Source organism: Peptostreptococcus anaerobius 653-L (assembly GCF_000178095.1).
Taxonomy (GTDB): Bacteria; Bacillota; Clostridia; order Peptostreptococcales; family Peptostreptococcaceae; genus Peptostreptococcus; species Peptostreptococcus anaerobius.
The window spans coordinates 168667-184498 of the sequence record NZ_ADJN01000015.1 but is presented as its reverse complement, the minus strand read 5'-3'; the positions used below and the strand labels follow the sequence as shown (position 1 = coordinate 184498).

Below are 15832 nucleotides of genomic sequence, written 5' to 3'. Positions count from 1 at the left end.
ACATACACTCAGATACTCCAATTAAGTTTTTCATTTGTCTTATTGACGCAGTCCCTGTATTGTTCATTTCCAGTGTTGCTATAAATACTAGAATCAATTTTATTACCATTTTTCTTATGCACCTACCTCCATCCGCATATATATATTCCTCAACTATGCTAAAACATGTATTATTGCTTTCTTCAGTATCTCAGGCGTTATAATATCCAAACTAAGATTTTTACTTTCTTTTAGAGTTTTTAATACTTTTTCCACTATATTCATACATATTTGTTGTATAATAGTTTCCATAGAGATTACACCACCTTTGTTTATTTTTTGGGTCAAATATATTTTAACACAAGAGGTTGTAATCTCTATTTTTTATTTCAAAAACTCCATACTTATTTTACACTATCATTTGCATAAATATAGTTCTTTTCCCTTCCTAATCAAGTTTCTTGACCATCCTTCTCTCCTTGAAAAAATCAACCAAAATCCTAGAACAATCCTCTTCCAAGATCCCTATCTCAAAATTTATCTTTGAATCTGTATAAAACTCTTTTTTAAAGTCATTATGCTTTGTAACTATATGGTTTTTGTGGTGGCCTGCCCCTATATACAAGCCTCTAATCCTAGAATTTGCTATGGCTCCCGCACACATAAAACAAGGCTCCATCGTAACATACATCTGGCAGTCATAGAGCCTCCACCTAGCTAGGTTTTTGACAGCGTCATTTATAGCCATAATCTCTGCATGGGCTAGTGGGTTGTTTTGTAGCTCTACTTGGTTAAATCCTCTTCCTACTATCCTTCCTTGGTATACAATTACAGCACCTATTGGAGTCTCCTTGAGGGCATAGGCCTTGCGAGCCTCTACTAGAGCTTGTTCCATAAAATATTCTTTTTCCATATATACAAAAGTCTCCTAACTATAATTATTTATCAAATCTAGCCTACAAATCCATAAAATATATAATATAGAATATAATCTATAGAATCTATATTATATAATCTAACATATATATCATACAAATGGTAGCCACAAAACAAAATATATCACATATATATAATAAACTATATACCACAAGCAAATAATATATTTAATTTTATATACCTTACTATAAAATAGGTGCTAAGTTAATAAACATTGTAAATTTATAACTAGCACCTGATTTTTACTATATTTTATTTTTCATAATATTAGACATCATAACCACCCCACTAGCCCCTGAATCTATACACTCTCGGGCATTAGTATGGTTTATACCTCCTAGGGCATATACTGGTATATCTATGTTTTTGACTACATAATTTAACTCATCCAAGCCCCTTGGTTCAAGCCCCTTTTTGCAGTCTGTTATAAATATATGAGAAAAAGTTATATAACTAGCTCCCAGTTCTCTAGCCTCCCTAGCTTCCTCAAGGGAGTGACAGGATACCCCAATACTGTCAAACTTATCCACAAGTTTTTTATTGTTTTTCAAAATATGAAGGGGTAGGTGAATATTTTTTATCCCATTTTCCACAGACTTTTCCATAAAATAATGACTGTATAGGCCTATTCTTGGTAGATTGTTGACTACAAGCCTCTTATCCCTGTTAAATCTATCCACCAAATCATAGATATTTTGATATAGTTTTATATAGTCTGATTGGTCCATATCCTTTTCTCTTAATATTATAGAGTCTAGTATATATCCTTCTAAATACTTGCAATCCATATAATCATCTATTACCCTTCCAAGCCTATAAACAAGGTCTTGTCCCTCACACAATTTCCTGTTGGTGATTACCTTCAGTCTAATCGGGCTATTCCTATCATATGTAATGTCATTTGGGCTATTTTCCATACTACTACTTCCTTGAAGGCTTGGTAGACTTAGATTCATCATAGGCCAGGTTGATATACTCACTCATTACCGGCTGAAGCCCTGCTTTTTTAATGGCTTCAAATACTTCTTCAACATTTCTTCCATCAGATATTTCAAACTGTTCATCACCCTTGGCATCATCTACTTCTTCAGAGTGACTACCTATACCTGTGCTTACACCTGCAGATATCTTAGTGGCTGCTATCTTGATTATATTGTCCCTAAACCTAGCACACTCCCTAGTAGACACTGTTATATTGGCAAAAGGTAAAAATAGCCTGTATGCACATATAATTTGGAGTAGCTGAGTTTCGTGTACGTCCTTTGGATTTATCTTGTCATTGTTGATGATAGGTCTAAGTCTAGGACAAGATATTGATATCTCTGCATGAGGGTACTTTTTCTGAAGTAAATGGGCATGGTAGCCTGTAGCAAAGGCATCCTTTCTAAAGTCATCAAGTCCAAGAAGGGCTGCAAAACCAACTCCCCTCATGCCACCCATAAGGGCTCTTTCTTGGGCATTTAACCTATATGGGAATATCCTCTTATGACCCGCAAGATGAAGTGTCTCATACTTGTCTGAGTTATATGTTTCCTGGAATACTGTAACATAGTCTGCACCACAAGAATTTAGGTAGGCGTATTCATCACTGTTCATTGGATATACCTCTATACCAACTAGGTTAAAATACTTGCTAGCCAACTTACAAGCCTCTCCTATATATTTTACATCTGAACGCTTTCTAGACTCACCTGTTAGAATCAATATATCCTCTAGTCCAGATTCTGCTATTGCCTTTAGTTCTTTCTCTATCTGGTCTATATCCAGCATAGACCTTTTTATCTTGTTGTGTGAATTGAACCCACAGTAGATACAGTAGTTCTCACAGTAGTTTGCTATATACAGGGGTGTGAACATATATATCGAGTTACCAAAATGTCTCCTAGTAAAATCCTGGGCCTTCCTAGCTATTGCTTCCAAATGGTTTTGGGCAGCTGGTGAAAGTAGACATTCAAAGTCCCTAGCATCTAGTATATCTTTTTCAAGAACCGCCTCTACATCAGCATCTGTAAATTTACTAAAATCACAGGCATTCATTGAAGATATTACCCTGTCCATCACATCAGACTCTATTATCTCCATATCTGGCATATACTTCATATGGTCTATTCTATTTTCCTTAGCTATAGTCATAACTTACCTCCTAGTCTTCCAAAAATCCTGTTAGTGGTGATGATGCAACCCCACCCTTTTCTATAACCCTGCCAATCTTTGCAAGATAAGCACGTCTACCTGCCTCAATAGCATACTTAAATGCCTCTGCCATCATAGGTATATCTCCTGCAGTAGCTATAGCAGTATTGGCCATTATAGCAGCGGCTCCCATCTCCATAGCTTCACAAGCCTGAGATGGTCTACCAATACCAGCATCAACTATTACAGGTAGGTCTATTTCATCTATCAATATCTTTATAAACTCCTTAGTAGCAAGTCCCCTATTTGAACCAATTGGAGAACCAAGAGGCATTATACAGGCAGCCCCTGCATTTTTTAGGTCTCTTGCAACATTAAGGTCTGGATACATATAAGGCATTACAATAAATCCCTCTTTGGCCAGAATTTCTGTAGCCTTTATAGTCTCTGCATTGTCTGGAAGTAAGTACTTGGAATCCCTTATTACTTCTACCTTTACAAAGTCTCCACATCCACATTCACGAGATAACCTAGCTATTCTTACAGCCTCTTCAGCATTTCTAGCTCCTGAAGTATTAGGAAGAAGTGTAACTCCTTCAGGTATATAATCTAGTATATTCTCTACCTGACCACCTACAGCACGCCTAAGGGCTAGTGTAATAATCTCAGCACCTGCATACTTTACAGCACTATTTATTAGGTCTACTGAATATTTGCCAGAACCTAGTATAAATCTTGAATTAAATTCCCTACCACCAATTATTAACTTATCATCCATCTTGCTACCTCCTGTTTATTATAAATATCTTTTATGATTAAAATTACTTTTTATTATTTATATTTGTTACATTCATTAATTATATTCCTTGCTTCCTGTATTTTCTATCAGTACATTTTGCATAGTATAATATAGTATATTATTCAATCCCCATTATTATCCTAAGTATGATATTGGCCTGGTGACCTGCACATATATTTACCCTCGGAGCCATCATACCATCAACCTCTTCAAAATCTGATGCATCATCTCCGCAGATATACAGGTTTTTAAATCTCTTGACCGTCTTTATAGAATTGGCATCTCCAATACCTGCCATTCCAGAACCTGCAACTACAAACTTGTCACTGTAATTTGAAAGTATCTCACCAACAACCATGGACTTAGTCATAGCATCGTCAAGGGCCTCGCATATGATCGACTCTTTATCGACTATTTCTAGTATATTGTCCCTATCTATTTTTTTATCTATCACCTTAAGGACTATATCCCTATTAATAGACCTGATAACATCTACTATAGCCTCTGTCTTTTTCATTCCTATGTGGGTGAGATTATAGTACTGCCTGTTGAGATTGGACTCTTCAACCCTGTCAAAATCAACCAAAACAAGCCTTCCAATTCCAGACCTTGCAAGGGATACAGCTATATTAGAGCCTAGCCCACCAAGACCTAGTATGCATACACTTGACTCGCCCAACTTGTTTGTAGGGTCTGATACATTCCTCTTGAAAATTTCCTTATGGTATCGTGACAACTTAACCACCTCCTACAAAGCATACAATTTCTATCTTATCGTACTCATTTATAATGTAGTCACCATATGTCCCCCTCTTGACTATATCACCATTGACTTCCACTGCCAGCCTATCAGCATCAAAGCCATTAGATACTATGTAGTCAAGTAGGCTAGTATTTTTAATATCTACTTGCTGTCCATTTATAGTAGCCATTTCTATCCTCCTTTTTCTTCACATATATTATTTTGTGTAGTTTTTTCTAGTTTTTAGCGAAAAAAAACGCACGAAGGAAGCCTACACCCGCGGTGGTGTACCCCTTCGTGCGATAATCATCAACACTCTAACCATATTGTACTATATATTTTATTAAAATTCAAGAGAAAATATATTTATAACGGAGCAACTAAGTTACAAAACTATGATGCTTCATTCTATGAATGGGCAGCAGATAACAATAATGAGGTTGAAAAATAAAATATATAGATTGGTCTTATAATATCATTTAATAAATCCCTCAAAAGAATGCTCTTCTGAGGGATCTGTTATTTTTATTACTTGCCTGTTCCCTGCATCAGGCCAGATATTAGGTGTTTCCTAAACAATACTGCAACCATTGCTGGAATAATTAGTGAAATAATACCACTAGCCGATATCATGCCATATCTTACATCATTTCTAGATATAAATTCAGATAAGACCATAGTAACCAACTTATTTTCATGGGACGATATAAGTATAAGAGGTATTTGGAACTGGTTCCAACTCATTATAAATACCATCAGTATACAAGTAAATATTATAGGTGTTGAAAGTGGCATAATTATCTTTAAAAATATCTGTAACTCATCGCATCCCTCTATAGATGCAGACTCAACCAACTCCCTAGGTATAGACTTAAAATAATTCATCATAGTCCAAGTGGTAATAGGTATGAATGATGATACATATATTATAGCCACCCAAAATACACTATCTAGCATTCCGTACTCAGCAAACATAGAGTAAATAGGTATAATAGTTGTAAATACAGGTATTACAATAGTAAGCATCAAAAACTTCATAACAAACTCTCTAGCTCTAAACTTATACCTGTAAAAAGAGTAGGCTGCAAATAAAGATGTAGGTATTCCAATTACCATAGTTGTTACAGACATCATCAGGGAATTTTTAAGCCCCCTAAATATTACCTCACTCTCTTGACTTGACCTATCAAATATACTCAGGTAATTCCCCCAATTAATCTTACTTGGAAGAAAATCACCACTTGACCTAAATATTTCACTTTCAGGCGTAATACTCATTATAAAGCACCATATTATTGGACCTAGGGTAAATGCCAAAAAGAATAAAATAACTAGTATATAGCCTATCTTGTAGATGGTTTTGTTTTTCATTTTAGTCCTCCTTAGCAATATTCTTTATATATAAGTATCCTACCAAACCAGATAAGATCATTACAATATAGGTTATAGCAGAACCATATCCAAAATCTAAATATGTAAATGTATTCATATAGTTGTAGATTAGTAGTGTAGCTGTGTCCAACCTATATCCTGTAATAGATACCAATTCATCGAATACATTTATTGCAGCTATAGTTATCTGTATGAGTACAATAGAAAATGATGGCAATAAAAACGGAAGAGTAATCTTCTTAAACTCATCAATTTTACCACAACCATCTACCCTTGCAGCCTCATATAGTTCCTTGGGTATATTTTGTAGACTTGCCAATATTAGTATAGAACAAAATGGTATTACCTTCCATGCAACTACTATAGCTACTACAAATAAGGTAGTAGTAATGCCGCTAGTCCATTCTATTGGATTTTCTACCAAGCCCATATTTATCAATAGCTTATTCATAAATCCATATCCTGGATAGAATACAAATTTCCATATTATGCCATTTACAAGGGGTGGCAATGCCCATGGTATAATAGCAACTGCAGTTAAAATAGGACTTATTTTAGACTTTTTATTTAGAATCAGCCCTACTACTATACTAAAGCTAAAAGCTATAACTAATGTTAGGACCAATATTATTAATGAGTTTTTTAGGGCACTATGAAAGTCTTGGGACCCCAAGACTTTCAAGTAGTTATTTATACCTACAAACTTCCTATTGTAGGGCTCTGTCATTTTATAATTCTGTAAACTAAACAAAAATGTTCTAAAAATAGGATATAAAACTGTTGTCACCATTATTAGCAAACATGGAAATAATAGGATCCAAGGTCTTAATCTATATTTTTTCATACTATTTATTTTCCGCTACAACCTTGTTTACTTTTTCCACCATCTGATCAGCAGCCTGTTCTGGTGTTAACTTTTCATTTGCCATCTGGTTGATAGTATTGAATATTTCAGTACTCATCTTTGTGTAGTAGTCTGGTACACCATTAGGGAATGGAGTCTCTATCATCTTAGAAAGTTCAAGCATTGCACCAGCATTCTTTATCTTTCCATCATTAAGCAGCTTTTCTATAACAGATGTTCTTGTTGGAAGCACTGATACATTCTCATACAACTTGTACTGGACATCCTTTGATGTATACCAAGCTACAAACTTCTTAGCAGCTTCCTTGTTCTTTGAGTATGGAGATATACCGACAGCCTCTGCAAATGGAACTGTAGCTGTAGCTTCCTTATCCTTACCTGGAAGTACAACTGGAACTACCTGGTCAACAACCTTAGATTCTTTAGGATTGTTTACCTTTACAACAAAAGATGATGGTCCTACCATAAATGCAGCTTCACCATTGCTTAGCTTTGGAAATGCTTCTTCTGAAGTTCTGTTTGCTGGATCTGATAGACCCTCTCTATTAAGCTTGTCTAGTATCTTTAAGGCATCTAGGGCAGATTCCTTATTTAGGGTATTATCTTCATTGAATACCTTGCCATTTCTTGAGTAGGCCAACCATAAGAATGTTGTAGTAGACTTCTCAGTTGCAGCCATAGGATTTGAAACTGGATACTTAACAACGTTCTTTTCCTTTAAAATCTTAGCATTTTCTATTACCTGGTCCCAAGTCTTTGGAGCTTCCTTTATTCCAGCCTTATCATACATAGCCTTGTTATAGTAGGCTATTCTATAGTCATTTGAATATGGTACAGCATATACCTTGCCATCCACAGAGAATGTTGCTGTAGTCTTCATATCATCTATATCTTCCTTAGACATTTCAATTTCTTCTAACCAACCAGCCTTCTTAAATTCTCCAACCCAAGACCAGTCAACTTCATAAACGTCTGCTGCTGCCTTTTTACCAGCTGCTGCAGTTGATATCTTATTTCTAATATCATCCCAGCTAGTTGTCATAACATTTACTTTAATACCAGATTCCTTTTCAAAATCCTTTAACATTTCTTCTGTTGGAACTCCCCAATCAGGTATCATAAATGATACTTCATTAGCTCCCTCTTCCTTCTTGCTAGCAGAGTCATCTGACTTTTTTGATGCACAACCAGTTAGAGCCATAGTTCCAACCAAAAGCATCATCATTAACTTAGAAAACTTCTTCATAAGTACCTCCTAAAAATCATATAAGTATAAAAGATAATAGCTATAATAAATATAGTTAATATCTTTATAAGTCTAATATAGCCTACTTCCTATAAAAAAGCAATCGTTTTTACTTATAAAATGATATTCAAATTTACAACTATATGTGCTAGAATTAAATAAAATCAACTTTTTAAGGAGACTTTATGAAATATTCTATAAATAATATATTAAAAGTCAAAAATAAGTATATCGAATACTATAATAAAAACAGTATCAATATGATAGTCAAGGACATAAAGGATATAGTAAAAATATATAAATCTAGTTCGAGTAAGCACCAGCCAATTTTTGATATAGAATCTTATATAGATACATTAAATCAAGACACTATAGACATGGCCATTGAGTCAATAAAATCTGGGTATAGTGACATAAATCAAACCAAGAATAAAGACTATATATCTAGCCTAGATGACTATAATATAGGACTAGTACTCTTAACTATGCTCCCAGTACTAAATGTCCTATATAAAGAAAATAATATCTCTAATTACATATTTTATCATACAATATCAGACATTTTTCTTAGACTAAATATCTACTACTTATCACACAGTGATAAGACTAGGTTTGGACTAGAAAGTTTTGAAGGAAGCTGGTTGATAAGGATATTTTACCTAAATATATTCAAAATAGGATCTCTACAGTATGAAAAAGTCCACAATAATTGGGCCAGTTTTTGCGACCAAACCCTTATAAATAATCTATCCAAAATGGACTTAAATCCTCCTATATTAGATCTTAAGTCTAGAAAATGCAAAAATATAGGAGAAGTATGCCATGATGTAGACCTCATATCTATCCATATCATGCAGGGTGAAAATATAAAAAAATTATCTTGCATAGAGTCTATAAAAATGGCCAAGGAATTTTTTTCAGAAAGCATATATAACTATAAGTGTTTTTATTGTAGGTCTTGGCTACTCTACAGACCGATGAAGTCGATACTTTCAAGCAAGTCAAGCATTGGAGAATTTATGGACCTATTCAACATAATTTATGAATACCAAGATCCATCAATGGCACTTGATAGAATATTTGGTAAGTATACATACAGCTTAAAAGATATAAAAAATCCAACAAGTCTACAAATAAAAGCCAGAAATAACAGAGATTTACTCGGTATAGGTATAGGAATACTAAAATAAGAAATCCCCTAGGACAAACGTAAGTAATAACTTATGTCATCCTAGGGGACTATTAATTTCTATCAAAAATTACTTGATTACATCGCATCTCATATAGCTTCTTAGGGCTTCTGGAACAACTACTGTTCCGTCTTCCTGCTGGTAGTTTTCAAGTATAGCTGCTACTGTTCTACCTATAGCTAGACCTGATCCATTTAGTGTATGTACAAATTCAGTCTTGGCATTTCTATCCCTCTTGAATCTGATATTGGCTCTTCTAGCCTGGAAGTCTTCAAAGTTTGAGCAAGAAGATATTTCAACATATCTGTTGTAGCTTGGCATCCAAACTTCTAGGTCGTACTTCTTAGCCGCTGTAAATCCTAGGTCACCTGTACATATCTTTACAACCCTGTATGGTAGTCCTAGTAGCTGTAGCATCTTTTCTGCATCATTTGTAAGGCTTTCTAATTCTTCATATGAATCTTCTGGCTTAACAAATTTAACTAGTTCAACCTTGTTAAACTGGTGCTGTCTTACTAGACCTCTTGTATCCCTACCTGCTGAACCTGCTTCTGATCTAAAGCATGGAGTGTAGGCACAGTGCTTGATTGGAAGACTATCAAAGTCTACTATTTCATTGTTGTAAAGATTAGTTACTGGTACCTCTGCTGTTGGTACAAGGAAGTAGTCTAATCCTTCAATCTTGAACATATCCTCTTCAAACTTTGGAAGCTGACCAGTACCTATAAAGCTGTTTCTATTTGCCATAAATGGTGGTATTATCTCTGTGTATCCATTTTCTGAATGCTGGTCCATGTAGAAAGATAGTAGGGCTCTTTCTAGTCTAGCTCCTAGTCCCTTAAGAACTGTAAATCTTGATCCTGTTATCTTTCCACCTCTTTCAAAGTCTAAGATATCTAGGTCTGTTCCTATATCCCAATGAGCCTTTTCTTCAAAGTCAAACTTTCTTGGTTCTCCCCAAGTTCTTATCTGAACATTGTCTTCATCAGTTTCACCCTGTGGTACATCTGGGTTTGGTACGTTTGGTATTCTAAGAAGTCTGTAAACTAGGCCTTCTTCAACTTCCTTTAACTGAGCATCTAGTTCTTTAATCTTGTCTGATAATTCCTTTAGTTCAGCCTTGATTGGTCCTATATCTTGGCCATTTTTGATCATTTCTGGTATCTTCTTAGAATCTACATTTGACTGGTTCTTCATAACTTCAACTTCTTTTAAGATTTCTTTTCTCTTATCGTCAAGTGCGATTACTTCATCAAGGTCCTTAGGATCGAATTCACCTTCCCCTCTTCTTCCCATTAGTACTTTGATGTCTTCAAGATTTTCTCTTATTCTTTTTACGTCTAACATATCCTTTACCTCTCTTTGTCCCAATATATTTTTAGATTTTACGGGTAGTCTCACTCTAAATACTTATAATAATTGCAAACCTAAACTAACTAGTATTGTTGTAGATTGTATAAAAAAAGACCTCCGCCCCTAAATAGGGACGAAAGTCAAAATTCCGCGTTACCACCCAAGTTCCCGGATAAATCCGGACTCTCAAACCCTTATCGCAGGTCCTACGTCTAGTACTATTTCAAACTAGAAGCTCGGGAGTAGATTCAGACTATAGTGCAGTGGATTCTCACCAACTATCCACTCTCTGCTTACACCTAATAATCCTACTAAGTTCCGTCATTGCTCTTTATCTTGCTATGGCTACATTATATACCATCAATTTGTTTATTTCAAGCCTTAATTTAAATTATTTATCACAAAACCACTGGCAAGCTTAATATTCTTCTGGTCAAACTCATTTTTAAATTCTTCCATCAGCTTGTAGTATACCTGCCAATAATCTCCTGTATTGACCCATGGCTTTGCTATAAACCTTATTATCTTGTTGTTCATTGAGTCTACACCTATAAGTGGGGCTGGATTATCCAGTATCCTCTTTTCCTCGCTGAACAACCTATTGACAATCTCATACAAGACCTGTATATCCGTATCATACTCCACATTGAAAATAAAATCCATCCTTCTCTTGTTCTGGGCTGTATAGTTGATTACAGGACTAGATGTTATCTGTGAATTTGGAAGTGTGATCAGCTTGTTGTCAACTGTTGTTAGGACAGTAGAGAACATATTTATTTCTGTTACAGTGCCCTCTGTTGCCTCACACTTTATATAGTCTCCAAGCTGGAAGGGCTTGAAAAATAGTATGATAAGGCAAGAACCTAGGTTGGCTAGGACTTCCTTGAAGGCCAAACCTATAGAAAAACCTGCCGCTCCTAGTATGGCTGCAAAGGATGCCGTATTGACCCCCAAGACAGCCAAGGACTGCATTATACCAACAAGTATAATGGTAACCTGCACAAAATTGATTATAAGGCTCACTAGGCCTATGCTAGTCTTGTACTTGTCCAGCAACCTAGTAAGTATCATCTTGACCAACTTGGCTACAAAAAGGCTGACAATAAACAATATCAATGAAAATATTATCTCTGGCAACATGGCTGTCAGTTTTTCACTATACATACCAAGTATAGTTGTCTGCTTTTCGATTGTATTTTCCATATTATTCATTAGTTTGTATTTTTAAACCACCTTTAAATATTCTTTTTTTAGTTTTTCAACTATCTTCTTTTCCAGTCTTGAAACAGTCATCTGTGAAATTCCAAGTTCTCCTGCTATAACTGACTGGGTCTTATTTTCAAAGAATCTCCCCTTGACTATAGACACTTCTAACTCGTTTAATGTCTCCATAAACTTGTCCAAAAAGTCCATATCTTCAATCTGAGAAAAGTTCTTTTCTTCAAAACCTATCTTATCTCCAAGGGTTATATCCTTGTCTTCGTTATCTTCGTTGCTAGGTGTATCCAGTGACATAGGCTGGTATCCATAAGATGCTTCCATTGCCTCTAGTACATCTTCTAGGTCAACTTCTAGATATTCTGCTATTTCTATTGGTTTTGGACTCCTCTTTAGTTCCTGCTCCAGTAGAGTCTTGGTATTGCTTATCTTTTTACTCAACTCCTGGATCCTTCTAGGTACTCTCAGTGTCCAAACCTTGTCTCTAAAGTACTTTTTGATTTCTCCTACTATCGTCGGTGTTGCGAAGCTCGAAAATTCAAATCCCTTCGATACGTCATACCTGTCAATAGCAAAGATCAAAGCTAATGATGCCACCTGAAAAATATCTTCGTAGTCCACACCCTTATTCATATATTTTCTTGAAAGTATCTTCGCCAAATATAGGTGCTTTTCTATCAGTATGTTTCTAATTGCAATATTATCTTTGTCCTCAGAAAAAATCTTAAAAAGATCCTTTACATCCATTTCCTCGTATTTTCCTGTGGCTCCATGATTCATTACTCTTCAACTCCAACTAATTTAGAAAATCTAATTACAGTACCGCATTCTTCGCAAGATTTAACTTCCACTTCATCCATTAAAGATTTTATTATAAATAAACCTAAACCACTAGTCTTAGGATTTTTTAGGTCTGGTTCTGCTACAGCTACCGTGTCATAGCCAATACCTTGGTCGATTACTTCAACATCTAATCTTGATTCATTGACTAGGAATTTGACCTCAAATTCTTTTTCCTTGCTGTGTTTAATAGCATTTGTACAAGCTTCTGATATAGCTACTTTTAAGTCTTCTATATCTTCCATTGTAAATCCCATCTTACTAGCTATACCAGATGTTGTCAGTCTTATCACTGAAACTAAATCTGGATCATTTGACATTTTCATGTTTATTACACTAGTTTCCACTCTACTATCCCTCCATTTTTATTATCTGATCGAGTCCTGTTATATTAAATATCTTCTTCACATTATCTCTAGCATTTAATATTTTTATATCCTTGCCCTTGCTCCTTAGGTTCTTCATTATACCTACTATAACGCCTACACCTGTTGAGTCTATATACTTAAGTTTAGACATATCTATATTTATATCAGATAAATTGGATTCAATGTTGTTGTTTAACTCCATCTTTAACTCTTCTGAACAAGATAGATCTAGCTCTCCTGATAGACCTACATTCCAAACTTGCTGATCATTTTCATATGCTGAATTAATCCCAAATGACATACTAACAACCTCCTAATTTTCTTCTATATCTTCTGCCTTTATCTTGGCTATTGAAACTACTTCGACCTCTTCATCAGTCCTCATAAGTTTCACACCGCTTGTTATACGGCCGAATATAGAAATTTCATTAACTCTTATCCTTATCAAGACACCATTTGAATTTATCATCATCATTTCGTCATCTTCATTTACTAGGGATGAACCTACTATTTTACCTGTCTTTGATGTGATATTGTATGTCTTGATCCCCTTGCCACCTCTTATCTGTGGCCTGTACTCTTCTACATCACTTCTCTTACCAAAACCATTCTGGCTGACTACTAGGAGATTGTCTCCTTCTCCTATTAGGTTCATAGATACTACCCTGTCGTCCTTTGATAGGGTTATACCCTTGACTCCTGTAGCCGTCCTACCCATTGGTCTGACATCTGCTTCATTAAACCTAATAGACATTGCATTTTCTGTTACTAGTACTACTTCCTGGTTTCCATCAGTCATATTTACCCCTATCAGTTCGTCTCCGTCCTTTAGGTTTATGGCTATTAGACCAGATTTATTTATATTCTTAAACTCACTTATCTGAGTCTTTTTAACTATACCATTTTTTGTTGCCATAAGTAGATAATCTGACTCATTTCCAGTATCGTTATCTGAGTTAAATGTTATTGTCCTAGCTACCTTTTCTCCAGGATTTAACTGAAGTAGGTTGACTATTGCTGTTCCCTTTGATGTTCTCTTGCCTTCTGGAACTTCATATGCATTTAACTTATATACCCTACCCCTATTTGTAAAGAATAGGATTGTTGAATATGTTGTTGTGGATATAAGCTCTCTTACAAAGTCTTCTTCCCTAGTTGTAAGGGCTGCTATACCCCTTCCCCCTCTTTTTTGACTCTTATATGTATCAGCTGGAAGTCTCTTTATATATCCTAAATGAGTAAGTGTGATTGCTACATCTTCTTCTTCAAATAGGTCTTTTACATCGAACTCGCCCTCTGCTGGTATGATCTGTGTCCTTCTTGGATCTTCGTGCTTGGCCTTTATAGCAAGCATCTCTTCCTTGATTACTCCAAGTAGTTTTAATTCATCTGCAAGTATTGACTCAAGGTATTCTATCCTAGCCATTAAGTCCTTGTATTCCTTGTCAATTTTCTCTCTTTCAAGACCTGTAAGTCTCTGGAGTCTCATGTCCAATATGGCCTGGGCCTGGATTTCTGATAGGGCAAATTCTTCTATCAATCTATCCTTGGCTATCTGGCCTGTCTTAGATGACCTGATAATTGATATTACCCTGTCTATATTGTCTAGGGCTATCTTCAAACCTTCAAGTATATGAGCCCTAGCATGTGCCTTTCTAAGCTCGAACTGAGTTCTTCTAGTTATTACATCCTTTTGGTGGTCTAGGTAATAGCCTAGGACCTGCTTTAGGTTGAGTATCTTAGGTGTTCCATCGACTATAGCAAGCATTATAATTGAGAATGTATCCTCTAGCTGAGAGTGCTTGTATAGGTTGTTTAGAACTATATTGGCATTTGTATCCCTCTTTAGCTCTATTACTATTCTCATACCCTCTCTGTTGGTCTCATCTCTAAGGTCTGATATTCCCTCTACCTTCTTTTCCTTGACTAGGTCTGCTATCTTTTCAACCAATCTTGCCTTGTTTACCTGGTATGGTATCTCTGTTACTACTATCTGTTGCTTACCCTTAGGTAGTTCTTCTATCTCTGCCTTGGCCCTTACCTTCACCTTGCCACGACCTGTCTTATAGGCCTGCTTGATACCGTCATAGCCTACAATAGTTGCAGCTGTTGGGAAGTCTGGTCCCTTTACGTAGTCAAGCAGTTCATCTACATCACAATCCTGGTTGTCTATGTAGTGGACTGTTGCATCTATTACCTCTCCTAGGTTGTGAGGTGGTATAGATGTCGCCATACCAACGGCTATACCGTTTGATCCATTTACCAATAGGTTTGGATACCTAGCTGGCAATACTATAGGCTCTTCTAAGGACTCGTCAAAGTTAGGTCCAAAATCTACTGTCTCTTTTTCTATGTCCCTAAGAAGCTCTAGGGCAAGCTTTGACATTCTGGCCTCTGTGTATCTCATGGCAGCCGGGCTGTCACCATCAACTGAACCAAAGTTACCCTGGCCGTCAACTAGTAGTCCCCTAGTTGAAAAGTCCTGGGCCATCTTTACCATAGCCATATATACAGATGAGTCACCATGTGGGTGGTACTTACCTAGTACGTCACCGACTATACGGGCTGACTTTCTGTATGGCTTGTCTGGAGTGATTCCCTGCTCCATCATAGAATATAATATTCTTCTGTGGACAGGCTTTAGACCATCTCTTACGTCTGGTAGGGCTCTACCTACGATAACACTCATAGAATAGTCTATGTATGATTTTCTCATTTCTTCTGATATCTCTATGGGAATAATTCTATTATTTGTATCCATTTACTTGTCC

At 35.9% G+C, this 15832-nt stretch carries 17 protein-coding genes and 1 other annotated feature; of the genes, 1 reads left to right on the top strand and 16 read right to left on the bottom strand.

Going from position 1 to position 15832, the window contains the following annotated elements:
* Positions 1-153: 153 nt before the first annotated feature.
* The 10 genes from HMPREF0631_RS09950 to HMPREF0631_RS02055 all read right to left on the bottom strand — a co-directional run bounded on the left by HMPREF0631_RS09950 (position 154) and on the right by HMPREF0631_RS02055 (position 8092).
* The gene (locus tag HMPREF0631_RS09950; RefSeq protein ID WP_002843002.1) at positions 154-291 is read right to left on the bottom strand and encodes a hypothetical protein; all 138 of its coding nucleotides are present in this window, start codon (positions 289-291) and stop codon (positions 154-156) included.
* 136 nt (positions 292-427) lie between these two features.
* Complete coding sequence (locus HMPREF0631_RS02095) at positions 428-892, bottom strand: nucleoside deaminase (protein WP_002842905.1); 465 nt, start codon at positions 890-892, stop codon at positions 428-430.
* 268 nt (positions 893-1160) lie between these two features.
* Positions 1161-1832, bottom strand: coding sequence for a thiamine phosphate synthase (locus HMPREF0631_RS02090; RefSeq protein WP_002842970.1), 672 nt, complete (start codon positions 1830-1832; stop codon positions 1161-1163).
* A gap of 4 nt (positions 1833-1836) precedes the next feature.
* Complete coding sequence (thiH, locus tag HMPREF0631_RS02085; RefSeq protein WP_002842906.1) at positions 1837-3048, bottom strand: 2-iminoacetate synthase ThiH; 1212 nt, start codon at positions 3046-3048, stop codon at positions 1837-1839.
* 10 nt (positions 3049-3058) lie between these two features.
* Positions 3059-3826 (bottom strand): thiazole synthase, encoded by a 768-nt coding sequence (locus tag HMPREF0631_RS02080; protein ID WP_002843050.1) that lies wholly within the window; start codon positions 3824-3826, stop codon positions 3059-3061.
* Between the two features lie 139 nt (positions 3827-3965).
* On the bottom strand, positions 3966-4592 hold the full coding sequence (thiF, locus tag HMPREF0631_RS02075) for a sulfur carrier protein ThiS adenylyltransferase ThiF (protein WP_242821657.1): 627 nt from the start codon (positions 4590-4592) through the stop codon (positions 3966-3968).
* Positions 4585-4779, bottom strand: a complete 195-nt coding sequence (thiS, locus tag HMPREF0631_RS02070) for a sulfur carrier protein ThiS (protein ID WP_002843054.1) — start codon at positions 4777-4779, stop codon at positions 4585-4587. Before thiS ends, thiF begins: the two co-directional genes overlap by 8 nt.
* Positions 4780-5117: 338 nt before the next feature.
* Positions 5118-5960, bottom strand: coding sequence for a carbohydrate ABC transporter permease (locus HMPREF0631_RS02065; protein ID WP_002842881.1), 843 nt, complete (start codon positions 5958-5960; stop codon positions 5118-5120).
* 1 nt (position 5961) lies between these two features.
* Entirely contained in the window at positions 5962-6708 is a 747-nt protein-coding gene (locus tag HMPREF0631_RS02060; protein ID WP_019595470.1) for a carbohydrate ABC transporter permease, read from the bottom strand.
* 118 nt (positions 6709-6826) lie between these two features.
* Complete coding sequence (locus HMPREF0631_RS02055) at positions 6827-8092, bottom strand: sugar ABC transporter substrate-binding protein (protein ID WP_002843010.1); 1266 nt, start codon at positions 8090-8092, stop codon at positions 6827-6829.
* A gap of 185 nt (positions 8093-8277) precedes the next feature.
* Here HMPREF0631_RS02055 and HMPREF0631_RS02050 point away from each other — a divergent pair, with 185 nt between their 5' ends.
* Positions 8278-9282: a hypothetical protein gene (locus tag HMPREF0631_RS02050; RefSeq protein WP_002842893.1), complete on the top strand. Its 1005-nt coding sequence runs from the start codon at positions 8278-8280 to the stop codon at positions 9280-9282.
* A gap of 69 nt (positions 9283-9351) precedes the next feature.
* Here HMPREF0631_RS02050 and serS read toward each other — a convergent pair whose 3' ends face one another.
* The 6 genes from serS to gyrA all read right to left on the bottom strand — a co-directional run bounded on the left by serS (position 9352) and on the right by gyrA (position 15822).
* Positions 9352-10629, bottom strand: coding sequence for a serine--tRNA ligase (gene serS, locus HMPREF0631_RS02045; protein WP_019595472.1), 1278 nt, complete (start codon positions 10627-10629; stop codon positions 9352-9354).
* A gap of 132 nt (positions 10630-10761) precedes the next feature.
* Positions 10762-10969, bottom strand: a binding site (T-box leader).
* 47 nt (positions 10970-11016) lie between these two features.
* Positions 11017-11847 carry a mechanosensitive ion channel family protein gene (locus HMPREF0631_RS02040; protein WP_002842922.1) on the bottom strand — a complete coding sequence of 277 codons (831 nt, stop codon included), beginning with the start codon at positions 11845-11847 and terminating at the stop codon, positions 11017-11019.
* Positions 11848-11859: 12 nt separating this feature from the next.
* Positions 11860-12633 carry a SigB/SigF/SigG family RNA polymerase sigma factor gene (locus tag HMPREF0631_RS02035; RefSeq protein ID WP_002843023.1) on the bottom strand — a complete coding sequence of 258 codons (774 nt, stop codon included), beginning with the start codon at positions 12631-12633 and terminating at the stop codon, positions 11860-11862.
* Positions 12633-13040, bottom strand: a complete 408-nt coding sequence (locus tag HMPREF0631_RS02030) for an ATP-binding protein (protein WP_002842959.1) — start codon at positions 13038-13040, stop codon at positions 12633-12635. Before HMPREF0631_RS02030 ends, HMPREF0631_RS02035 begins: the two co-directional genes overlap by 1 nt.
* Before the next feature lie 4 nt (positions 13041-13044).
* Complete coding sequence (locus HMPREF0631_RS02025) at positions 13045-13362, bottom strand: STAS domain-containing protein (protein ID WP_002842873.1); 318 nt, start codon at positions 13360-13362, stop codon at positions 13045-13047.
* A 12-nt stretch (positions 13363-13374) separates the two neighbouring features.
* Positions 13375-15822, bottom strand: a complete 2448-nt coding sequence (gene gyrA / locus HMPREF0631_RS02020) for a DNA gyrase subunit A (RefSeq protein ID WP_002842977.1) — start codon at positions 15820-15822, stop codon at positions 13375-13377.
* Positions 15823-15832: the final 10 nt, after the last annotated feature.